This is a genomic window from Klebsiella sp. GG_Kp173, assembly GCF_040062415.1.
Taxonomy (GTDB): domain Bacteria; phylum Pseudomonadota; class Gammaproteobacteria; order Enterobacterales; family Enterobacteriaceae; genus Klebsiella; species Klebsiella quasipneumoniae.
Map to the genome: position 1 here is coordinate 26,254 of NZ_JBEAFZ010000024.1, position 22,858 is coordinate 49,111.

Here is a 22,858-nt window from a genome sequence, read left to right on the forward strand (position 1 = left end):
CGTGATTTCCTCGTGTCAGGGAGCGTTTATTTTTCCGCTTTTTTATTAATATTACCTACCGCCAGGTCGGTTAATTTAACATCGGTTTGCTTTTCTTCTTCCAGGGTTTCGGCCAGCAGTTTGACCGCTTTTTTATAACCCAACTGTTCCGCCAGGGTAACCAGGGTACCGTAACTGGCAATTTCGTAATGCTCGACCTTTTGCGCAGCGGCAATTAACGCGGCATCGCGTACCTCATTTTTTTCCGTGCTCTCAACGACTTCATTGGCCTCTTCGATCAATCCTTCCATGGCCACGCATTTCATGCGTTTGATTTTCAGACCAGATTCCTGCTCAATAATCTGGTCGATACGTTCAATCTGGCCCTGGGTTTCTTCAAGATGAGCATTGAACGCCGCGCTGAGTTTTTCACTGGACGCCGCTCTGGCCAGTTTTGCCAGCCCGCGGGTTAATTGTTTCTCTGCGCTGTAGGTATCTGAGAGCAGGTGAATAAATACATCTTCAATGCTTTTCATATTCATAGAAATACCTTCTGGAGTCAGAAAATAACTGCGAGTCTGTGACAGACTCGCAGGAGATACTTTCACTTCAGGGTGCAAGGAAAAGGATAATCAGGAATTATCGGACTTGCGGCCACCACCGTGGCTGTTTTGTCCGCCTTTTTTACCCGCTTCAGACGCACGCTGCGGATCATTTTTAAAGTTCCCGCCGCTGTGCTGACCACCTTTACGACCTGCTTCAGAAGCTTTTTCACGGTCTTCAGCAAAATTTCCGGAACCACCACGATGCTCTGCCATATTTCACCTCATGTATATCGGTTATGTCAGTACGATACGAAAATATTCCGCATCACTCGTCGTTCGATATTTAAATCTAGCGGGTAATGCTGGTTAGTCAAATTATCATCCCGCGTTTTTGATGCCTTTTAGGAGTAATTCGGAATAATTCTACAAAACACATCAAAAATAACCAGACGGTACATTCCCGCTAACTTACTGTGTTCAGGGAAATAATGCACACAGAGCACCACTGTGGCAAAGAATTATTTATACCGGCGGAGTACTCCTGTTGGGTTATATAACGAAGCGGCAGTAACGCCCTTAGTCTGGTTGAAATTCAGATTTTTTCTTTTTTTAAGGCCAAAAAAAAAAGCCGCTGGGGAAGCGGCTGGAAAATAAAACGGAGCGAATATCATGCCCGATTAAGCCTGGCATACATAAGGGGAATAGGCAAATAACCTCAACAAACCAGCCGCTAAATAAGCGAAGCGTGGAATACATTCACTGAGTGGAATATCACGCAGTTCCATTATAAGTACTCTACGCTTTATTTTTACTGTGGTTTATCGGCGGCAATAACGTTAGGTCACAATGCCTTTTCGCCTGCTGCTATCAGCCATTCTCTCCAGGAGAAGACTTTATGAAAGCACTCACTTATCATGGCCCCCATCATGTCAGCGTCGACACCATGCCCGACCCGGCCCTTGAGGCGCCGGACGATATTATTCTGCGCGTCACGGCGACGGCGATCTGCGGTTCCGATCTGCACCTTTACCGCGGTAAGATCCCCGGCACGCACCATGGTGATATTTTCGGCCATGAATTTATGGGGGAAGTGGTGGAAGCCGGTTCCGAGGTCACCGCGGTTCGTAAAGGCGATCGGGTGGTTATCCCGTTTGTCATCGCCTGCGGAGACTGCTTCTTTTGTCGCCTGCAGCAATATGCCGCCTGCGAAAGCACCAATAGCGGCCAGGGGGCGACGCTCAACCGAAAAGGCATTTCGCCACCGGCGGCCCTGTTCGGCTACAGCGATTTGTACGGCGGGATCCCCGGCGGCCAGGCGGAATATGTGCGCGTTCCCAAAGCCAATACCGGACCGTTTAAAGTGCCGGACACCTTACCCGATGAAAAGGTGCTGTTTCTGTCAGATATTCTGCCTACCGCCTGGCAGGCGGTAAAAAACGCCGAGGTCAAACCCGGCAGCAGCGTGGCTATTTTTGGCGCCGGCCCGGTTGGCCTGCTGTGTGCCTCCTGCGCCAGGCTCAATGGCGCAGAGCAGATATTTATCATCGATCATAACGATTACCGACTCGACTTCGCGCAGCGGCGCTATGGCGCGATCCCGATAAACTTCGACCACCATGACGATCCAGCGCAGTGGATTATCGACAACACCGCCGGCCATCGCGGCGTCGATGCGGTGATTGACGCCGTCGGCTTCGAGGCGAAAGGCAGCCTTACGGAAACCGTCCTCAGCACCCTGAAAATCGAGGGCAGCAGCGGGAAAGCGCTGCGCCAGTGCATCGCTGCCGTGCGCCGCGGCGGCATCGTCAGCGTGCCCGGGGTTTACGCCGGTTTCATTCACGGATTTATGTTTGGCGATGCCTTTGATAAGGGGCTGACCTTCAGAATGGGGCAAACCCACGTCCATGCCTGGTTGCCGGATCTACTGGCGCTTATTGAGCAAGGGTTGCTCACCCCGGAGGAGATTGTCACTCACCATATGCCTCTGGAGGAGGCCGCGCGCGGCTATCAGATCTTTGAGAAGCGTGAAGAGGCATGCCGCAAAGTGATCCTCGTGCCGGGGATGCAGCCCGGAAAGGCAACGCTTTGAGGCGGAGATTAACGCAGCGAAATCCCTCGGAGGCCAGTCTGCGCCGTGCTATAAAAACAGCATGCGCTGGCCGGCCGTCGCTGATACAGCCGTTAACCACAGGGGAAGGAAATGCTCGAGTTACGCCCGAATTGCGAATGCTGTGATAAAGATCTGCCGCCAGACTCACGCGAAGCGTTTATCTGTTCGTTCGAGTGCACCTTTTGCCAGGACTGCATGACGGCGCGGCTTAACGGCCATTGCCCGAACTGCGGCGGCGAACTGGTGCGGCGCCCTGTGCGTCCCGAAGAGGCGCTCCGGCGCCACCCCGCCTCCACCCTGCGCCGCCATGGGCAGTAAAACCGGATGAGCAGGCGTAGCGAAAGGGAGCCCTCGGGCTCCCTTTCTTCATCCTTATTTCGCTGCCGAAAAGCGCCACTCTGCGGCGGTCGACAGCGTCACAAATGGCCCGGCAAGGGTGACATTGTGATGGCCAATGTTGTCAGGCGCTGATAAACGTTCGTTATCCATGGTTGAGTGCGCATCTGAGATCAGCACCGTCCATAATCCCAGTGCCGATGCCGCTCGGCAGGTCGTGTCCACGCAGAATTCGGTTTTCATCCCGGCAATAACCAGCTGTTTTACGCCGGCCTGAGCGAGCTGATGCGCAAGGTCAGTTTGCTGGAAACAGGAAGGGTACTTTTTAATAAAGACGATATCCCGCTCGCCGTTAACACCCATCTCAGGCAGCAGTTGAGTTAATGGACTTTGCGCGGAGAACGGAGAGTCGTCAGCTCCGGTATGGCGGGCAAAGAAGACGGGCACCTCAGCCTGTCTCGCTTTTTCAATCAGCAGGCAAACGTTCGCCAGAAGTGCATCGGCCTGATACGGGGAAACCGGGCCACGGAAAAGCCCCTGCTGCATATCGATAATTAACAGGGCATGCTCAGATGAAATCATGATGGGTCTCCATTCAGTCTGTCACGAACGGAGAGGTCTCTCCCCGTCCACATTGGCGGGGAGTGAGGATCTGTTTGTCAGGAGCCGGTCACAGATACGCCCACACCACCGCAGGTTACGGTCGTGGTGGTGACGGTGGTGGTTGGCTGCACTGACGTAATCATTATCTGACCTTCACTTATTCCTTACAGATAAAACATAAGCGCCATTAAAACGGCTCTTTTCTTATAGCATTGAGCTGAGACGGATGGCAATTTATGCGTAAACAACGCAGCCGCTTTACGCAACCATTAACGGCTTACAATATAGGCGCGAAGGATTTCACCTGCTGAAAGAATATGTTTCACAGTATATGCCCGAGCCTCCTGTGGATTATTTTGCTGGCAGGCCATCAGGATCTGCTGATGCTCATCCTGGAATTTCAGCGTATCCGACAGCAGTCTGTTCTGAAAAAGCTCATATCTTTCAATCTGCTCGCGCAATTCACCGATCATCTTCAACAGGCGCTGATTGTTACACTTCCGATACAGCAGTTCATGAAACTCCCGGTTATACCTCCCCTGCTGCTCGGGTTCAGAAGCGCTACTCAGCAGCTGATGCACCAGCTCTGCCCGGGCAAGCGTTTCCGGGTCCATATTCTCCAGGCTATGAAAAATGGCTTCACCTTCCAGGAGTGCCCGCAGCTGATAAATTTCATCGACATCTGCGGCCGTCAGCGTTTTCACCACCGCGCCACGATTTCTGAAAATCTCAACCAGACCTTCGCGCTCAAGCTGCTGTATCGCTTCTCTCATTGGGATACGGCTGACAGAAAACTGGCAGGCCAGGTCGCGCTCCACAAGCCGGTCGCCATCTCGCAATGCCCCCTTGTTGATTAAGATTTTTAACTCACTGGCAAGGATATCGGCGGTCGAACGGGTAGCAGCGTTCATTTGGCTCTCTTTACATCATTCATAAATGGTATACCATTATACCATTCGAGCCAACGTCATGACAACCTTGCGATTCTACCTGCGGCTTCGTTCAGGCAATGCAACTGGACGATACCGTAGTGAAGAAATTCATCCCTCTATAGAGAAAGGCAAACCAATGGAACATGCTTATACCAGTCATATCACATGGACCGGCAATCAGGGCACGGGTACCTCGGGTTACAAGGCTTATGCCCGGACCTGGGATATCGCGGTAAAGGGAAAAGAACCCATTCATTGTTCAAATGATCCATTACTAGGCGGCGATCCCGGCAAAATGAACCCGGAAGATCTCCTGCTCTCTTCTCTCTCTGCCTGTCACATGCTGTGGTACTTACATCTGGCCTCAGATGCCGGCATTACGGTCATGGAATATCAGGACTCGCCTGTGGCAACGGGTGAAGTATTAAAAGGGGGCGCGGGTCGTTTTATTTCTGCTACCCTCCGGCCGAAAATCACCGTATTACCAGGTACCGATCTCGACGCCGCCGCGGCCCTTCATCAGCAGATCCATCACGTCTGTTTTATCGCCCGATCGGTCAATTTCCCGGTCAGCTACCAGCCTGAATTTATTATCTTTAACGCAGAGTAACTCGTTTCTGGCGCGATCATCCGGTGCGCAGGAAGTGTGGCTGAGGTATCCAACCTCAGCTACACTTCGCTGCACGCCGAAGCATCCTGCTCTGGTCGTCATTAGACTGCAGGGAAATTCACCACGGAGCAGACTTATGATTGCAGTACTTTTTGAGGCCGACGCCTTACCGGAAGCACAGGAAAGATATCTTCAGCTGGCGGCCGGGCTGACGCCTTTGCTATCAGACACGCCAGGGTTTATTGCCATCGAGCGTTTTCAGAGCCTGAATTCGCCCGGCAAAATCCTTTCGTTATCCTGGTGGGAAGATGAAGCATCGGTGGCCAACTGGCAGCAAAATGAGCGGCATCTGGCTGCCCAGCGCGAAGGCAAAGCATCGATTTTTTCATATTACAGAATACGCGTTGCCCGCGTGTTCCGGGATTACTCATCGGATCGGGGAGCACAGCCAGATGTATGATATTCACGTCATTCTCAGCAACGCGCCGGGCTCGCTTGGCGCAATGGGTATAGCGCTGGGCAACAACGGTGTGGGCCTCGAAGGTGGTGGGGTATTCACCACGCCTGATGGCGGACATGCGCATTTTCTGGTGGAGGACGGTGAGACAGCCCGCAGGGTGCTGACCGAGGCCGGCTTTACGGTCAGCGATGTATGCCGTCCTCTGATACGTAAGTTACCCCAGGAACGACCCGGGGAACTGGGAGACATTGCCGACACCCTTGCCCGCAACGGTATTAATATTCTGGTACAGTACAGCGACCACCGTAACCGGCTCATTCTTCTTACCGATGATGACACCCGGGCAGCGGAAGTGACCAAAAAATGGGCCATACTTTCTGAATGAATCTCCTGAAAACGCAGCAAGACAGTGAGCCAGAGGCGGCACTGGAAACCGCGATGGCGATGGTGGCCGCTGCCCTCTCTGACCCGTCAAGGGTCAGTATTCTCTGCGCGCTGATGGACGGGCGCGCATGGACGGCGACCGAGCTCAGCACGGTCGCCGAGGTCTCCGCCTCCACCACCAGCGGACATCTTGCCCGGCTGCTCAGCAACGGGCTGGTGGTGTGTCTCGCGCAGGGGCGCCACCGCTATTACCGCCTGGCGGGCCCGCATATCGCCGGGCTGCTGGAAAACCTGATGGGCGTCTCAATGCAGGCGCATAAGGCGCTGGCCACCAGCACGCCGGTGACGCTTCGCTATGCCCGCACCTGCTACGACCATCTGGCGGGCGAACTGGCGGTGAAGATTTATGAGTTTATGCTGCGGGAAAAATGGCTGGCGGCCGATGGGCAGACCCTGACGTCAGCCGGTAAAACCCAGCTTGAAAGCCTGGGCGCGGTACTTAACGCTCGCCCGCGACGTAAGCCTTGCTGCCCCTGTCTTGACTGGAGCGAAAGACGTTTTCATCTGGGAGGCGACGCCGGTTCGGCGCTGATGGCGCTGTTTGAGCAGAAAGGATGGATAACCCGCGCGCCGGGATATCGGGAAGTGCAAGTGACGGATAGCGGCAGAGCGGCGCTGTCCCGGCTGTTTAATCTGAAGGTGGGTGGATAGCCTGAGTTTAGGCTACATCACATTTTCGCCGAACGGCACCGGTTTAAGCCGGTCGGGCCATCAGTAAGACCCCTGGCGTTCAATCCATACCCACTTGCGATCTCGCGGTAAACTGAGCTAGCCCTGTTGTAAGCGCATGGCTTTGATGGACATTGTGTTGCGGGAAATCGACCATGGTACCGCGCAGCGAGCGTCCGGCAAAATAACGGCCTGAATGCGATAAAAAAACGGGAGCCCATCGGCTCCCGCTTTAACTTAATCCACCAACGGGATTACATGTTCGCGATAATCGCGTCGCCAAACTCGCTACATTTCAGCAGCTTAGCGCCTTCCATCAGACGTTCGAAGTCATAGGTCACGGTCTTGGCGGCGATAGCGCCTTCCATGCCTTTGACGATCAGGTCTGCGGCTTCGAACCACTGCATGTGGCGCAGCAGTAGTTAACTAATAACGTCATTACTTATTGATTAAAAAAGGAAAATAGGTGTTTTTGATGCGTGGTTAATGTTTTTAGTCTAATCTCTAACCTATTGAAATTCATTAGTATATTTTTAGTTTTGATAACCAGCTTTGAGTCTTTCAGCTCATCTGGATAGTGAATTATTAGCCAATAATACTCACTCCCTGTGAGTCGGGTTAAATATTTCCGGTGTTATAACTCATCATTTGAAAAGAAAATAAAAAAGCCTCGAAATCCGAGGCTTGCATTGGAACCAGCAGCACCATTATATTATTTAATTACTACCTACCATGTAATGATTGCTCTTTTCCATACCATCTTCCCTTTTTTTTCTTCTTTTATATACAGAATCCTTTTCATAATGAAATATAAAATAAGCGAAAACGCAATGATAGCAATATACGTCCCGATACCGAAAGATACCAGAAACATAACCAAGATCCCAAAGAATGCTACCAGTAAAGATGTGCAGATAGATATCAAATTAATTGTCTTGCGTGCGTCTCTTGATACATAACCTTTAATCTTAAAGGCATGGCAACTGTGGCAGCGGTCCTCATTAATTAAATTTGCACCACAAAATGGACATTTATCATCTTTTATTGTCATTTATTTTAAATCTCAATATAATAGTAATCACTCATCCACAACCTTCCCTGGCAAGCGCAATCAACAACAGAATGTACTTTATTTTTTTGTTCTATTGTCTCAACTCCCTCAACAATCACGAAATTGCAGTATGATTTTACTTTATTTATTACTTTAAAGAATTCGCTCTCACTCTGTATTTCCCAGAAATAATCTTTATCAATTTTTATACATTCAAAATTAAACATATCTATAATTGTTAAGCTTGTTAAGCCGCTCCCAAAATCATCCAGCCATACTGGACACAATTTTGAAAGACACTTTAAGTCAACCATAGAGCATTTAGTATTGAATTCATGAAAATGCTCGTTAATCTCAAAAGCAATGTTTTTTTGGTTTTTTAAGTAATCACCAATATATTTATCGTTCAAAATACAATCGCTAATAAGACTATCAACATTCAACGAAACTGGCTTGGACTTCAATTTTGATGTATCAAGTCTTTCAATTGTCAATATCTGTTTCTTAAACACATCGATTTTTTCTTTATCGCTTAATGAAGTGAAACAAAAACCAACTTCATTAGCAAGATAATCATTGCAATGCTTTTTTTTAACATTTTTCGTGAGAATTTCCCAAGAATGAATAGAACCATCTTTTTTAAAAGATGGTTCTAAAACAAATCTACAGAAATCTATTTCCACACTGTTCTTTATCATTAAAAAAACACCGGAACCAAGAATAATCCTAATCGTGTCATAATTAATAATGAAAGAGAAATAGTTTAAAATGATCGATAACGATCGAACAATAGGCGAAACCTATCATATTTCATAAATTGATCGATTATTCAAATCAAATGACTCAAAAGGGAAAAGCAATTAACACGAGACCGTCATTAATTATAATAAAATCATACAGTTAAGTGGTGCCACTAATTTGGTGGCAGGTATCAAACGTTAGTTGAGATGGTGTCTGTGGTTCCGAATAAATTTATCCGTATTGGTAATGCCGATCATAAACTATCTTTAAAATTTATAAGCATAAACTCATGAGAAAAGAAATCATATCATCTTCAATTATTCGGCATGCAATATCCATTCTTCCCGTTACGTTTAACTTCATATAGCATTTCATCAGCCTCTTTGATCCACTCGATGATTGATTCTTTATTTTCTGCGCAAGAAATACCAATACTGACAGTACAGTAAATATCTTTGTGAGAAGATAATGAAAGATCTTTAATTTTTTTCTGAATTATATGAACCATAGCTATAACAAGCTTATTATTACTATTGTTAACAATAATAGCCAACTCATCGCCACCAAATCTTGCTGGTACGTCCTTCTCGCCAGCGCAGTCTCGTAATATTGATGATATACGAGATAACACCGCATCACCTACTTCATGCCCATAGGTATCATTAATTTTTTTAAAATTATCAACATCAATGAGCATAAGATAAGAATGCGTTCTCTTTTTACGTGTCGCACGAAAAGCACTTTCCATTTTCTGCTCAAAAAAACGGCGATTTGGCAGATCTAAGCCAGGATCCATCAGAGCCTGTTTTTCCAGTAACTCCCTTCTTTTCCTCAACTTTATAGATAAGTGCCTTGAAACAATACTCAGTAATATGGGATAACAGGTCGCCAAGGGTAAAGAAAGCAATACCGTTCGGGTACTGAATTCTATCGTATATCTGAAATCATTTACTAACCAAACTGTCAGGAAACTAATCATCATCCACATTAATGCTGGTTTTAAAATTTTCCATCCACCAGCAGCATAGCGATCAGCTATTTGAACTGAGATTATGAATAATGATGGAATTGGACTAACTTGCATTACGGCTATCCAGATTCCAGCCCAGAATGAATCAAGTATCATATTCTTCTTTTCAGTACTCAGCATATCCTTCGACATCATGCTTGCAAGATAAGCAACCGATGGCCAGATGAGTGCATTCAGAATTAACAAGGCTGTTGTTATTTTTTGATGTGACTGTTCCTGGAGGACTGAATATATAGGAATAAAGCAAAGAACGACACCAATCTGACGTAAAAAATATACTCGCTTAATGAACGATGTATTTCTATCAGATATGTACTTCTCATCCGGGAAATTTGTCAACATAGAAAGCCTATTATAAATCACTAAGAACTGCCATCACGTCAACCCACTAAATAACAAGATAAAACCTTCCTGCATTACAAAGTTATAACACGAATGTGAAAATTACAAGATTGCACTTCAATTAATGATAAACGTCTCAATAATAACATTTGGCATCCATTTTTTTGAACCTATTCTCACGATTTATATCTGATGCACAGCAATATTTTAGGGCTATATCCTTAAAAATTAATTCCCAGCAGAATTTAGCACTACTTCATTATTAATTTTGGTAGGTTATTAAAAAATAACACAACATCTGACCAGTAAAACTTTACTTGAACTTACTTATCGTTTACTGCAAATTATTCTGTGATGTACACAGCAATTAATGTCGTTTCAGTTGCCCCCGGCAAGTGCCTCCGGGGGATTTTTTATGCTCCTCAACTTTCTAGTGCGTCAACTCGCCTAATCAAATCCTGTACCACGGTCACCAAATCGGCAATGATTGCCGTGTAATCCACATTCATCACTCTGAATTTTTCACCATCGATCTCCTGCTCGATGCCGAGGAAGGTATACAAGTCGTCAACTTTTTCAGCCTGCTGGGCGATAAAGCCACGCCTCCGGCGCGTTTCGCCTTTCATATTGAACTCGCATACTCCCAGCGAGTTAATGCGCCTGCAGGCCCCTTCTTGAGGCTCCATGAACGCATCTTTCAGCCGGACATCTGAGCCGGTGGTCAGGACGTCACCCTTACCGGTGGAGATCGTGCCGCCAGCCCGGAAAATCCATGCATCGGTTCGCCCGAATCCGTCAGCGTACAGAACAAGTCGGTGTTCGGTGCCTACCTGCTCCTCCATGTACATTTGGACGTAAGCGCCATCCACGTCACCATACGCTCCTCGCCCTGCCATCAATGAGCGTACCGGATTGGAGGTCAGTTGCGTTCCGATGGCTGGGTTGGCTGGCATGGTCGATGATGCTGTGATCCTCCCGTCCGTTACCCAAAAACTTTGTACCTGCGCGTTCAGGCGGTTCTGCCTGTCGTGGATAAGGCGAGCGGTATAATCCGCACTGCTGCCGTTGTAGTGGAAGTCAATGTAAGGCGTGCTCATTGACAGCTCGATCGCCTGCGTCAGAACCTTCCCCTTTGACGTGTTATCGATGTTGCCGCCAGCTGATAACCCACCGGGCAAAGTCGTCTGGTTATCGGTCCCAATAACGAGGATGTCATCAAAGGTATCTGACGGTGACACAGTGGTCGCTCTTGAACGCTGAACTCTGAACGGTGTTCCCGAGCCAACGGCAATTGTCCCGCCTTGCCCCTGTTTTTTGAGCAGAGCCAGATCTGAGTTCTTACCGAGAATAAAACCGGCATTATCGCTGGTTATAACCTGCGAGCCGTCGAGTTTGTTTCCTCCGGTGAGTTTTGCCAGCGCGTTAAGATCCGATGCCTTCGCCATCCCGCCTATCGCCGGCACGGTTACCTGCTTTCCTGTGATCGGGTCAGTCAGGGTGATATTGCCGCTGCCGGTCAGGGCCATCGACCAGCCCTCCACCACACTACGCCAGAATGCAAATGCGCTGGCCAGCTGGTTAGCAAACGACGAGGTACTGGCGGTTTCAGCGGTAATAATGCCGTAACTGGCGCCGGAAAATGCGGTGGTGATATTCCGGGTCAGCGTCAGCTGCGTGTCACTGTCCACGGATTTGATCGCATACAGGTCAGCACTACCGCTGCGGTAGACCACCAGAATCGACCCCGGCTGTATCCCCAGCGCCACCTGTGCCCACTTTGTTGTCGCTCCTGTCACCCGCGCCTGAGATGCTGCGCCCGTGACGGTGCCGACTTCATACATCGCCATAATAAAGTTCCTCCTGGATGGTTATCCCTGGAAAAAGAAAAGGCCCCTTGCGGGGCCTCTGTTAGCTGAATGAGTTGCTGTTTGTACGGAACGCCGTGGCGGTGATGTTCTGGATCGAGCAGCTATAGTCAATCGAAGCATCGTTGCCGCGCGCCTTGATAAAGAAGCTGACATTGTTGTTATCAGCCAGCAGATCAGCAGCGAAGCGGAATTCCTGAGTGAAGTCACCAGACTGGAAACCGCCGGCGTTGGCAAAGAAGCGACGTGTTACTTCCTGCCCGCCAATGTTGAACGTGATATCAACGGAATACGACTGCTGAACATTGCCCGCGCCAGTGAGCTGGTAAACCAGTGTGCACGACAGAACAATCGTCATCCCATATCCACGGTTCTGGTATGCCCCGTTACGCTGAACAGTCTGGTTGCGGCGGAAAGCCATATCATCGTAGCGGCGAGCTACTGCGATATCACCGATAAATGACTGAGCTTCCAGGGTGCCTTTGAACTTGCCGCTTGCCGCCTCAATGTGACCACGGAAGATCCCATTGTTGAACTGCGCCCCACCATCCTTGTTGATGCTCCAGCCGCGTGCCCCGTCAACAAAGTCATCCGAGCGGATCTCTTTGCCGATCTTCGCGTTCGTGATGGAACCGTCCGCGATTTTGGTTGAGGTCAGGGAACTGTTTTTGATACGTGCCGTATCGATATACAGTTCATTGCCTTCGGCAATCATCACCGGCACTGCCGTCGCATTGTTACGGTTAAACAGCGAGAAGCGGTCGGCGTAGAGGATCATGTCGCTCGTTTCACCATTGCTGCCCAGCGTAATCCCCGCGCCAACATTCTTCCCGTTAACCGTCTCAACCTTCATCGACCACAGCGAACTCACCGTACCATTCACATCCGCCACGGTTTTGGCGGTGTTCTGAACGGAAGCGCTGAGATCCCCGACACTGGATGTCAGGGTCGTCTGCTGCGTTGCCAGCGCCTCCAGTGCCGTTGCATGCGTCTGCTGGGTACTGGTGATACTGGCCACCGATTTAATCGTGTTGTCCAGCGTCGTCTGGTTTTTGATGTTGGCGGCCGCCTGCGCGTCAATCTGCGACTGAAGCGAGGTATTCAGGCTGACCTGTGTGCTCTGGCTGTCGCTCAGCGTCTTCGCCATGTTATCGACGCGGGAGTTGGCGTTATCCACTTTCGTAGCCAGTGCCGTCTGCTGCTGCGCCTGGGCAGTGATTTTCCCTTCGGCATCCGTTACGCGCGCCGTCAGGCCACTCACGGCGCTCGCCGTCGCGTCAGAGGCATCCTGTGCTGCTTTCGCATCGGTAACATCCGTGATGACCAGATCGTCGATATACAGTGAATAGCCAGGGGTACCGTTGCCGGTGGCGCCACGGGTGGAGATCCAGACCACCGCGCGTGTTCTGCCCGCCCCGTTGTTACTGGCGATACCCGTGAATTTCACCCATTTATCGCGCGCGCCCAGAGAGGCTTCGCTGACAGTGACCGCCGCCTGCCAGGCATTTTGCCCGGCAGCATTCTGTGACTGGATACCGACCAGCGTTGTCCACCCGGAGGAGGGCGCCTGATCCGCCGGCATCATGGCCCAGAACTCAAACCGGAACTTCGCGTCCTCACGGACTGACTGCCAGGTGCCAAGCTGTTTATCGCTGTTGCCGCCGTTGTTCTCATCCCGTCTCAACTTCAGGCTCTTATCGCCGGTGAATTTCTGAGACGCCACCACAACGGCGGTGCCGTTCCCGCCCAGCACCTGGCCATCGCTGTAGCTTTCAAACGTACCGTCAACCCACGGATTAGCTCCCTGAGTGCGGATGGTATTGATGGTGCTGGTCAGGGACGTGATGCTCTGCGACTGGCTGGTGATGGTGTTTTCCACCTGGCTGACGCGACCGGTCAGTGAACTCACCGCGGACGTGTCAGCCTTTTTACCCAGCTCAGTATTCATCGTGGTCAGGCTGTTCTGCAGACTGGTGAGCTGCTGCGACTGCGAATCCAGTTTACCCTCGGCAGACGTCATCCGGGTGGTCAGCCCGGTGACAGCGCTTTGCTCTGCTTTCTGACTGACCGCCGCATTTGTGACAGCCAGATCGCCGCTGAGTTTCGTCAGCTGCTGCGCCTGGGTGGTGATAGCCCCTTCCGCAGCGGTGACGCGGGTATTCATCTGAGAGATAGCCCCGGCATTAGCCGCGATATCCTTTTCATCCGTAACATCGAGGACATGGAAATCATCAAAATACATTGCCCCCGCGCTGAGGAAGGTTGTCAGCTGGAAACTGGCCGTCGTGGTCTTCGTGGCTTTCCAGTCAAACGTTACCAGTTGCCAGCCAGAACTAAACGGTCCGTAGTTTGAGCCGACCAGCAGGCCAGTGCTGTCGGCCACACGAAACTTCGTGTTACCCGCATCTTTAATCGTGGTCCCCGGGTCCTGCTTCGCCCATACCCCCATGCGGTAGGTACGGCCCTGCGTGATACTGATTTCCTGTCCGACCAGGTTCGACTGGCCGGCGGACATTTTCAGCGCCTTGTTACCCGAGTGCGGAACCTGTAAATCGGCCACCGTCGCGGTACTGCTCCAGCCGGTAAAGCCCGCCGCGCCGCGCTCAAAACTGCCGTTGACAATGAGGTTGCCCGGCATTTTCCCGCTGGCGTCAATATCCGCTGCCGTCTGGCTCAGGCTGTTACTCAGTTTCGTCAGAGAATCCCCCTGCGCACTGAGTGTTTTGCCCTGCTCCGTGACCTGGTTCTGCAGGGTGTTCATCGCGCTTGCATCCGCTTTTTTGTTCACGTTCGCATTCGTCGTGGCCAGATCGCTGCTGAGTTTTGTCAGCGCGCTGTTAGCTGCCGCGATGTCATTCCCCTGCTGCGTCACCGTGCCCTGCAGCTGCGTCACCGCTGTCGTGTCAGCCTTTTTACTCACCGTATCGTTTGTCGACCGGAGGCTGTTCTCCAGCGAGGTGGTCCGCGTGCCGATGCTGCTGAGCGTATCGCCCTGCTGGCTAACCGCGGTGGTCAGTGAATCCACCGCTTTTGCAGTCGCATCTGCGGTTTTCTGCGCACTGTTCGCCACCGTCACGTTACGCATATGCCAGTCGGCAGCGTACCAGACGGTGCCGAACGGGCTGCTCTGATTAACCTGCAGGAACGGCCGCAGCAAGCTGGTATCGGATGGCACCGTAAAGCGCCAGGTGGTTCGTTTCCACGCGGAGGTGGTCTTAGTGTTGCCCCCGGACGCTTTCGCTCCGATGCCACCGGTGGCGGTAGTAGCCCGACCGATATAGAAGTTAAAGTCAGCACTGCCGGTACCACACGCTACCAGAGCAGACATTTCGAAAACGTCGCCCGGTGTCACGGCGATATTGTTGATTTTTGGCACATGGTCTCGCCCGGCCAGCCGGACGGCATACCTGAACGGGCAGTCAGCCGGCACACCATCGGCGGTGGTCTCCACCACGTCATAACCCATGCGGTCATACGCCGGATCAAATGACGGGTTTGGAATGTAATCATCCCCGGCAGCATTCCCGGCGTTCACCGCCGCCGTCAGGCTGACGATGTTGCTGTTGGCTGCCGTGAGGCCTGCCTCGGTTTTCTCCACCCGGCCAGTCAGCGCGTTAAGCGCCGTCTGATCCGCTTTGGTGTTGACCTTATCGGTGGTGCTGCTCAAATCGCCCTGCAGCTTCGTGATAGCCTGCCCCTGGGAGGTGATTTTGCCTTCCGCACTGGTGACCCGGCTGGTGAGATCACTCACCGACTGCGCGCTGGCCTTTTGTGCCACGTTGTTGTTGGTGGTGTTCAGGCTGTTCTGCAGATTCGTGATGCTCTGAGACTGCGCGGTCAGTTGCCCCTCGGCATTCGTCACCCGACTGGTGAGGCTGTTAATGGCCGATGTGTTCGCGGTAATACCGCTGGCCGCATCATCCGGACTCGGTGACCAGTCGGTCATCACGGTCCCGGTTTCCAGCTGAGGGCGGCAGAGCCAGACTTCTTTGTCGGCAGATGTCGCGCTTTCCAGACGCGCGGCAATCAGCCGTTTGGTGCCACTGGTGGCAGGAATAACCCATTTCACCCAGTAACGCGCCCATGCGGTGGTCAGTTTCGTGACCGCCTTGCCGTCACCGGCCCCGCCTTTAACGCCCTGGCTGGTTTCCGTGGTGGTGGTGTTCGACGGGTTATAGAAATAACTCGCCATCTCCTGCCCGTCATAAGCCCCTTTCGCATAGAAGCTGAATACAAATTCCGTACGCCCGGTAACGTCCAGCGTCTGTTCATCCAGCTGGGTATAACCGGATGCACCTTTCGCCAGCCGGGTGTAGGCCACGCGGTCGCCCAGATAGGTCTCTGTGGCGTGGCGGCTGCTCCATCCTTCCAGTGTGTCCGCATTGCGGATAAGGTTGGTCCCGCCCACGGCCAGGGAGGAAAAGTTGTTTTCCAGGTTCGTCAGCGCGCTGCTTTGCGTGGTCAGATCCCTCCCATGCTGTTCAACGGTGTTCTGCAGGCTCTGCAGCGCCGTTGCATCAGCCTTCTTCGCCACATTGCTGTTAGTCGTATTCAGGCTGTTCTGCAGGCTGGTCAGGCTGTCTCCCTGCGATTTCAGGCTGCCTTCGGTAGCCGTCACGCGGGTCGTCAGATTCGTCAGCGCGCTGGCATCGGCCTTGCCGCTGATATCCTTACCAAGTTGAGTCACATCCGACTGCAGTTTCGTGATCGCGCTGCCCTGAGACGTAATATTCTTCCCGTTCTGCGTGACTGACGCGGACAGACTGGAAAGCGCCTGCGCATTCGCATCGGCGGCATCGAGAGCCGCTTTCGCATCGGTCACGTCAGTGATGATCAGATCATCAATCAGGAAGGCGTCACCCAGGCGAACTTTTGGTGTATTCGGGATGGAGATCCTCACCATTGCCTGTTTCAGCGCGGTTCGGTTGTTGGTCAGATAGCCACTGACTTTTGTCCAGTTGTCCACCGACAACTCGGAGACTTTCACGTTCAGGCCAGGCCACGACCAGCCATTGGCAGAATCCTGGAAGGAAAATCCGAGCACCATATAAACGGTCGGATCGGCGGTCGAGCCAGCCGGCAACTTAACCCACGCCTCCACGTAATAGACCGCGTTATCGCGAACCTGCATGCCCGAAAAGATATGGGTATCGTTATTATCCGTCGCGTTCGGGTTGTACTCCGTACTGCGCGTAACACGCAGGCTTTTGGTCCCGCTGTGCGCAGCTTCACTGGTGATAACGGCGCGGGCATTACTGAGAACATCGCCGACGGCATAGGATTCAAAACTGCCGTCCGGCAGTACGTTGGCTCCCCGTGTCGCCTGCTGCTTCAGTGATATATTCAGGCTGGTCAGGCTGTCGGCCTGGCTACGGATATCCTTTTCAGTCTGGGTAACCCGGTTGGTCAGTGAACTGACCGCCGACGCATCAGCCTTCTTCGCCACATCGCCTTTGATCCCTTCCAGCGCGTTATTCAGCGCCGTGATGGATTGCCCCTGCGATGTCAGGGTGTTCCCCTGGTTCGTCACCGTCCCGGTCAGAGACGAAACAGCATCGCTGGTCGCCTTGATGTTGGTTCCATCGGTGATATCAAACACCCGGACGGAATCGAGCCAGATTTCACCGTTTGTCGGATGAGAATAAAGTTTGAAGTTCTGCCCATCCGCGCCGGCAGCCGTCAATCCGGTTTCCCAGGTGATGGTTTGCCAGTCAGTGGTCAGCGTGACCGTTTTATCCTCATACGTACTGTCCGTCTGGCCGATTTTGTTCTGGCGACGGATCAGCAGACTCATCGCGCCGGAAATACCTTTGGCCTTCACCACCACCCGGTACTTGCGCTGGCCATTCAGCGGCACCGGCTTGTTGTTGTTGGAGAAGATCCCCGGACTGGTGTTAGTCGTCCGGTTCAGCCGGACCCCCGCTTTCCCGTCCCCGAAATCGCCAAAGGTCACACCGGCTGGATACTGAATATCCCAGGCCGTGCTGCCCTGCAGGAAATCGTAGTTCGGGATCAGGTTGTCGCCGGCGTTGCGGGTCGCCGTCAGCACATTCGCCAGATTTGTCAGCTGCTGGCTCTGTGTGGTCAGTTTCCCTTCCGCCTCTGTCACCCGGTTATCGACCGAAGTCAGTGCCGTGGCATCGGCCTTCTTCGAGACATTGCTGTTGGTCGTATTCAGGCTGTTCTGCAGGTTCGTCAGCTGCTGGCTTTGTGAGGTGATGGCCCCTTCCGCAGTGCTGACCCGGCTCGTCAGTCCGGTCACGGCGCCGGCGGTGGCATCGATGTCCACCCGGTCGGTAACGTCAGTGACGTAAAAATCATCGAAGTAGCGGCTGCCGCTAATCAGATAGTTACTCAGCGTCACCGGCAGGCTGGCTGTCTCCGTCGCTTTCCAGCGACCGGAAATCAGGGTCCAGTTCGTCCCCACCGTACCGCTGTTGTATGGACGCTCAAAAACCGGCTGGCCGGCAGAGTTGCCGATCCGCAGCTTGTTGTTCCCCGCGCCATTATCCGTCGTCGCTCCGGGTTCCTTGACCCACACCCCGATTTCATAGGTTCGCCCCTGAACAAACGGGATGTATTGCCCCGGAGTCACATTCCCCGGATCAACCTTCAGCGCCCGCGTCCCGCTGTGAGGAACGGAAACCTCCACCACACTGGTCGCGGTTGACCGCCCGGTGTAGCCATCCAGCCCACGTTCAAACGAGGGATTCACGACCAGGTTACCCGGTATCTGACCGCTGGCATCGATATCTGCCGCAACCTGCGAGAGACTGTTCGACAGGTTCGTCAGCGAATTGCTCTGGCTCTCCAGCGTTTTACCCTGCTGCGTCACTTTCGTGTCGAGCGTGGCCAGCGCAGTCGCATCGGCTTTCTGCGCCAGCGCTTTATCGGTATTCGCCAGATTTCCGGTCAGTTTCGTGATGGCGCTGTTCGCAGCAGTCAGATCGTTGCCCAGCTGTGTGACGGTATTGGTCAAATCCTGCACCGCTGTCGCATCAGCCTTTTTGGCCACTGCGGCATTGGTGGTTGCCAGCCCGTTTTCCAGCTGGGTTGTCCGGTTGCCGGTCGAGGTCAGCAGATTACCCTGTTGCGTCACGGTGGTGGTCAGAGAGTCAACCGCCGCCGCCGTGGCATCCGCAGTATTCTGAACCTTTTGCGCCGCTGTCACATTTCGCATATGCCAGTCCGTAACGAACCATACGGTGCCATACGGGCTGTTCTGCGAGATCTGCAGGAACGGGCGGATATAACCCCTGTCCACCATCGCCTGCGTGACCTTGAAGCGCCAGGTGGTTCTCTGCCAGGTCGCGGAGGGTGATTTCCCGCCCCCCGCCATGAGTGGCGCACCGGTGCTCGTATCTGGCCGAACGGCGGTGCCAACATACAGATTAAAATTCGCCGTGCCGGCGCCGCAGGCAACCAGTGCGCTGATCTCAATCACATCGTTAAGCGTGGCCGGGAACGCGGCAAAGTTAGGATGGTGATCCCGGCTGGCAATTCGGGCCGCATAACCATACGGGCAGCCCGGCGGGACCTCCTCAGCCGTCGTGGCTACCACGCTGAACCCCATCTGGTCATACGCCGGGTCAAACGTCGGGTTGGGAATTAAATCCCCGCCTGATGCGTTTCCGGCCCGTACAGCGGATTTCAGCGAGGTAATGTTGGCGTTAGCAGCCGTCAGCCCGGATTCCGTCTTCTCCACTCGTCCGGTTAGCGAGTTCATCGCCGTCTGATCCGCTTTGCTGGCCACGTTCGCGTCTGTCTGCATCAGCGCATTCCGGAGCTGGGTGATACTCTGCGAATTGCTGACCACATCGTTGCCAATCTGGCTGACATTCGAGCTGAGCACGCCGGCTGCGTTTGCCAGCGCGGAAACCCCGAGACCGCAGTACATCTCAGCAACCTTGTCTGACAGCTTCAGACCCAGGTTGATATACGCCTGGCCGGTCCACTGATTCACCAGAAACTCAACGGTGTTCCAGCCGGCTTTCAGTTCAAAACTGACGGTATTCCAGCTGGCGTTACCCCAGGCGACCTGAACCCCATTCACAAATATGGCGCCGGTATCATCAAAAACCCTGGCGCCGGGCGCCAGTGTGATGGTGGTATCTGCGACCACTTTCACCTGGCAGGAATACAGCGCGATCAGATAGCTGCCGGCGGATGTAAAGTCCAGTTTGGCCGCGTCGGCCACCTCATCCACGACCGTTGGCGCCACGGCGCGAACATCGCTGAATGACGGGACTGTCCCGGCGTTAGCCAGCTGCACCGGATAGAGTCGACGGGACCAGCGATTCGGCTGGCCATTGACCAGTTGATTCGACAGGCTGGTGATGCTGTCAGTATTGCTGCGAATATCCTGCCCGTTTTGCTCTACCTGCTGCGTTAAGGCAGTGACCGCAGCCGCTTCGGCTTTCTTCGCCAGCGCGGCATTTGTCGTGCCCAAATCGCTCGTCAGTTTCGTGATGGACTGACCCTGGCTGGTTATCCTGTCACCCTGCTGGGTAACAACAGACTGCAGCCCGCTCAGCGCCTCATTAGTACCAGCCAGGCCCGTTTCCGTCTGGCCAACCCGGTTAGTGAGCGATGTTAACGCGGCGCCCTGCGATGTCAGCGTGGCGCCCTGTTGCTCAACTTTCTGCGTCAGGGACGTCAGCGCGGCTGCATCGGCTTTTTTCCCGAGGCTGGTTTCCAGGCCACCGATACGGCTCGACTGCGCGCTCTGCTCTGTCGTCAGAGAACTCAGTTCACCAGAAACAGCAGCTTTGTTGTCGTTAAACTGCGTCTGCAGGGACTCTCTGGCCTTAACTTCCGCCGAGATGGCGGTAACGCGTGCGGTTTTTTCCTGGTACAGCAGCCCGGAGGTGACTTTCTCCAGATCGCTCCCATCATAGGAGCCACGCATCTGCGCCGCCAGCGTGCTGCGTGCCTGCGCTTCGGCAGTCAGCGCGTTACTCAGCGTACTGCGCACATCCTGCAAAGCCGCCGTACTGGCGCCGGGTGCTGGCCGGCCAACGGCGATCCAGTCGAATTCGATAAAGTTGCTGGCATCCTGCTGGTTCGTCAGGTCCAGGCGAATACGATCAATGTTCCCTGTCCACGGAATATCACGCACCGTCAGGGTTGCCACCCCATCGGCATATTCCGGCTCAGCAACAATGTATCGCTTCGTGTTATTGAAGTTTTCGCCGGCAGACACCCAGCGGATCTCACCCGCCCAGACTGGTTTGCCGGTTTTACGAAAGCGCAGCATGATGAAACGGTACGCCGCACCATCGACAGCCAGCCCGCCTGGAGAGGTAATGTACGGATCGGTGGCGCTGTCCGCCGGGCGTAACCAGCCATCCTGTGACACACCCGGTACGCCGGCGCTGCCGGTCCAGCCCTCGGTCGTCTGATTGTTGAAATGCCAGATAACCTGCGAATCGAACTGGATATTAGCGCCGGCAGCGAGGCTGGACATTTCCCGCGCCAGATTTTCATCGGCGGTCTTCATCACCTGAGTCAGGCTCTCGATACTCGCCTCAATCCCCTGCGTTGCCGCCAGCAGTTCATCAGCGGCCTGTGACGCCTTCGCGTTAACATCGGCGATACGATCCGCGGTCTCCTGCTTCACCGCATTGGTCAGCGTGGTGTTGACCTGAGACAGCGACTGCTTCAGGCCATTTTCGGCAGTCTTTATCTGCGCATTCAATGCGGCATCGCCGTCGGCCAGCGTTTTGCTGCCCCTGGCAATCTCCAGGTCGATGGTGGCGTTGATTTCCGCAGCCGTATCGGTGACTGACTGTCTTACCTGGGTGATGCTGTCGGTCAGCGACTTGTTCACAGTTGCGATCTGCTTGTTCGCATCTGCGACGGCGGATTTTGCCTCCTGAACGCCTTTGTTTGCCTGAGCCAGACCAGAATCGAGAGCCTCATTAACCGAGGTGATCTCATCCGTGATGGTTTTATTCACGGCGGAGATCTTCCCGTCAACATCAGCCGTGATGCTTTTCGCCGATGCATCAATATCCTGGCTGACCTGCTTCGTCTGGTCTTCGGCTTCCTTACGCAGAGCTTCAGCGGTCTGCTCCAGTTCCTGCTGCGTATTGCGGATACCTTCCTGTGTTTCGCTAATGGTGCGCTGCGTTTCCTCCCAGGCAGCAGTATCCTTGATCGCGTCGGTCAGGTTTTCGTAGTAGTCATCAAAGTTATCGCTGGCCATCCCCTGGACCCAGCCGGTCCACGGGCTTTCATTGCCAAGACGATCCACAAGGCGCGCCCGATACCAGAATTCTGCGCCCATACTGAGGCCCATCTGCTGATAGCTTTTCCCCGGATAGACCACGTCTGATAACAGCGTCGGCGCACTGCCGTCCTGATTTTTGCTGTACTGCAGTTCCGTGCGCAGCGTATCCCCGGAGCCGGTCGGGAATTCCCAGCTAACCTGGACCCCATGAACCAGCGAACGGGTTGCCAGCGCCAGCGGCGGAAGTGGGGCACCAGACTTACCGGTCAGCTCGGTTTCTTTCGAGATCCCCCATACGGACGCGATATCCTGCGCGTTAATCGCCCGCACACGCACAACGTATCGACCGGTATAGATACCATCGACCTCAAACCGCGTATTGCCGGTGCGCGGCAGGTTAATCCAGTCACCATTGTTCTGACGCCACTGCATTTCATACGCAATCGCATTTTTCACCGGCGACCAGGTGGCAACCAGGGTGGTGATGCCAATCCCCTGCGACACCCGGTAGAGGCTGGAAATGGTAATGTCGTCCGGTGCCTCCTGTCCCCGTGGGGGAACAACGGTCACAGGACGGTCTTCGATCACCGCGCCATCATCCACCCGGGGAAACTTGTTCGGGTTATACGGCAGGCCGTTAATAGTGACCGTGCCATCGTTATTGTTCACAACGCGCTTAACCCTGAATTGCTGAATGGCCAGGTCTGACTGATCCAGAATCCAACCCGCCTCCGCCTGCGGTGCCGGGTTATACTCCTGCTCTACCGTAACAATACGGTCCTGCACACCCTGAACTTTACGCCCCTGCGACTTTCCGTCCGGCAGGTTAATGATGAGCGTATCCCCGGCTTTTGCCGCGACCGCGCGGTCGAGAGTAATCCTTTTTCCTGAGACTGCCGCCACACGACCG

The 22,858-nt window shown here is 53.3% G+C and carries 14 protein-coding genes and 1 pseudogene; 6 read left to right on the forward strand and 9 right to left on the reverse strand.

Annotation, left to right across the window (positions count from 1 at the left end; translation table 11 throughout):
• Positions 1 to 26: 26 nt before the first annotated feature.
• A complete protein-coding gene (locus ABLU50_RS13160) occupies positions 27 to 521 on the reverse strand; it encodes a ferritin-like domain-containing protein (RefSeq protein WP_008807707.1) in 495 nt (164 codons plus the stop codon).
• A gap of 90 nt (positions 522 to 611) precedes the next feature.
• Positions 612 to 797: a general stress protein gene (locus ABLU50_RS13165; protein WP_004150795.1), complete on the reverse strand. Its 186-nt coding sequence runs from the start codon at positions 795 to 797 to the stop codon at positions 612 to 614.
• Between the two features lie 622 nt (positions 798 to 1,419).
• On the opposite strand from ABLU50_RS13165, the gene ABLU50_RS13170 reads away from it, so the two are divergent.
• Positions 1,420 to 2,613, forward strand: coding sequence for a zinc-dependent alcohol dehydrogenase (locus ABLU50_RS13170; RefSeq protein ID WP_004203711.1), 1,194 nt, complete (start codon positions 1,420 to 1,422; stop codon positions 2,611 to 2,613).
• Between the two features lie 111 nt (positions 2,614 to 2,724).
• The gene (locus ABLU50_RS13175) at positions 2,725 to 2,952 is read left to right on the forward strand and encodes a DUF1272 domain-containing protein (RefSeq protein WP_004203710.1); all 228 of its coding nucleotides are present in this window, start codon (positions 2,725 to 2,727) and stop codon (positions 2,950 to 2,952) included.
• A 54-nt stretch (positions 2,953 to 3,006) separates the two neighbouring features.
• On the opposite strand, the gene ABLU50_RS13180 is transcribed toward ABLU50_RS13175, so the two are convergent.
• Both ABLU50_RS13180 and ABLU50_RS13185 read right to left on the reverse strand, forming a co-directional pair.
• Positions 3,007 to 3,552, reverse strand: a complete 546-nt coding sequence (locus tag ABLU50_RS13180) for an isochorismatase family protein (protein ID WP_087832765.1) — start codon at positions 3,550 to 3,552, stop codon at positions 3,007 to 3,009.
• A 290-nt stretch (positions 3,553 to 3,842) separates the two neighbouring features.
• Positions 3,843 to 4,484: a GntR family transcriptional regulator gene (locus ABLU50_RS13185; RefSeq protein WP_060657020.1), complete on the reverse strand. Its 642-nt coding sequence runs from the start codon at positions 4,482 to 4,484 to the stop codon at positions 3,843 to 3,845.
• A 157-nt stretch (positions 4,485 to 4,641) separates the two neighbouring features.
• On the opposite strand from ABLU50_RS13185, the gene ABLU50_RS13190 reads away from it, so the two are divergent.
• From ABLU50_RS13190 to ABLU50_RS13205, 4 genes are all read left to right on the forward strand, one after another.
• Positions 4,642 to 5,115: an OsmC family protein gene (locus tag ABLU50_RS13190; RefSeq protein ID WP_004203707.1), complete on the forward strand. Its 474-nt coding sequence runs from the start codon at positions 4,642 to 4,644 to the stop codon at positions 5,113 to 5,115.
• A gap of 136 nt (positions 5,116 to 5,251) precedes the next feature.
• On the forward strand, positions 5,252 to 5,575 hold the full coding sequence (locus tag ABLU50_RS13195; RefSeq protein ID WP_004203706.1) for an antibiotic biosynthesis monooxygenase: 324 nt from the start codon (positions 5,252 to 5,254) through the stop codon (positions 5,573 to 5,575).
• Positions 5,568 to 5,960 (forward strand): amino acid-binding protein, encoded by a 393-nt coding sequence (locus ABLU50_RS13200; protein WP_087832766.1) that lies wholly within the window; start codon positions 5,568 to 5,570, stop codon positions 5,958 to 5,960. Before ABLU50_RS13195 ends, ABLU50_RS13200 begins: the two co-directional genes overlap by 8 nt.
• Positions 5,957 to 6,670 (forward strand): winged helix-turn-helix domain-containing protein, encoded by a 714-nt coding sequence (locus tag ABLU50_RS13205; protein WP_087832767.1) that lies wholly within the window; start codon positions 5,957 to 5,959, stop codon positions 6,668 to 6,670. The genes ABLU50_RS13200 and ABLU50_RS13205 overlap by 4 nt, the downstream gene beginning before the upstream one ends.
• Positions 6,671 to 6,942: 272 nt before the next feature.
• On the opposite strand, the pseudogene ABLU50_RS13210 reads toward ABLU50_RS13205, so the two are convergent.
• The 5 genes and pseudogenes from ABLU50_RS13210 to ABLU50_RS13230 all read right to left on the reverse strand — a co-directional run.
• Positions 6,943 to 7,110: pseudogene (locus tag ABLU50_RS13210) on the reverse strand (isocitrate/isopropylmalate family dehydrogenase); the annotation flags it as partial.
• A gap of 634 nt (positions 7,111 to 7,744) precedes the next feature.
• Complete coding sequence (locus ABLU50_RS13215) at positions 7,745 to 8,437, reverse strand: EAL domain-containing protein (RefSeq protein WP_043875504.1); 693 nt, start codon at positions 8,435 to 8,437, stop codon at positions 7,745 to 7,747.
• Between the two features lie 356 nt (positions 8,438 to 8,793).
• Positions 8,794 to 9,852 (reverse strand): sensor domain-containing diguanylate cyclase, encoded by a 1,059-nt coding sequence (locus ABLU50_RS13220; protein WP_043875505.1) that lies wholly within the window; start codon positions 9,850 to 9,852, stop codon positions 8,794 to 8,796.
• A gap of 422 nt (positions 9,853 to 10,274) precedes the next feature.
• Complete coding sequence (locus ABLU50_RS13225) at positions 10,275 to 11,699, reverse strand: tail fiber domain-containing protein (protein ID WP_023339907.1); 1,425 nt, start codon at positions 11,697 to 11,699, stop codon at positions 10,275 to 10,277.
• A 61-nt stretch (positions 11,700 to 11,760) separates the two neighbouring features.
• On the reverse strand, positions 11,761 to 22,452 hold the full coding sequence (locus ABLU50_RS13230; protein WP_227506515.1) for a DUF1983 domain-containing protein: 10,692 nt from the start codon (positions 22,450 to 22,452) through the stop codon (positions 11,761 to 11,763).
• Positions 22,453 to 22,858 lie beyond the last annotated feature (406 nt).

Bases quoted from the DNA above. Each gene is read 5' to 3' on its own strand.
- ABLU50_RS13160 (WP_008807707.1), bottom strand. From the start codon at position 521: ATGAATATGAAAAGCATTGAAGATGTATTTATTCACCTGCTCTCAGAT.
- ABLU50_RS13165 (WP_004150795.1), bottom strand. From the start codon at position 797: ATGGCAGAGCATCGTGGTGGTTCCGGAAATTTTGCTGAAGACCGTGAA.
- ABLU50_RS13170 (WP_004203711.1), top strand. From the start codon at position 1,420: ATGAAAGCACTCACTTATCATGGCCCCCATCATGTCAGCGTCGACACC.
- ABLU50_RS13175 (WP_004203710.1), top strand. From the start codon at position 2,725: ATGCTCGAGTTACGCCCGAATTGCGAATGCTGTGATAAAGATCTGCCG.
- ABLU50_RS13180 (WP_087832765.1), bottom strand. From the start codon at position 3,552: ATGATTTCATCTGAGCATGCCCTGTTAATTATCGATATGCAGCAGGGG.
- ABLU50_RS13185 (WP_060657020.1), bottom strand. From the start codon at position 4,484: ATGAACGCTGCTACCCGTTCGACCGCCGATATCCTTGCCAGTGAGTTA.
- ABLU50_RS13190 (WP_004203707.1), top strand. From the start codon at position 4,642: ATGGAACATGCTTATACCAGTCATATCACATGGACCGGCAATCAGGGC.
- ABLU50_RS13195 (WP_004203706.1), top strand. From the start codon at position 5,252: ATGATTGCAGTACTTTTTGAGGCCGACGCCTTACCGGAAGCACAGGAA.
- ABLU50_RS13200 (WP_087832766.1), top strand. From the start codon at position 5,568: ATGTATGATATTCACGTCATTCTCAGCAACGCGCCGGGCTCGCTTGGC.
- ABLU50_RS13205 (WP_087832767.1), top strand. From the start codon at position 5,957: ATGAATCTCCTGAAAACGCAGCAAGACAGTGAGCCAGAGGCGGCACTG.
- ABLU50_RS13215 (WP_043875504.1), bottom strand. From the start codon at position 8,437: ATGATAAAGAACAGTGTGGAAATAGATTTCTGTAGATTTGTTTTAGAA.
- ABLU50_RS13220 (WP_043875505.1), bottom strand. From the start codon at position 9,852: ATGTTGACAAATTTCCCGGATGAGAAGTACATATCTGATAGAAATACA.
- ABLU50_RS13225 (WP_023339907.1), bottom strand. From the start codon at position 11,699: ATGGCGATGTATGAAGTCGGCACCGTCACGGGCGCAGCATCTCAGGCG.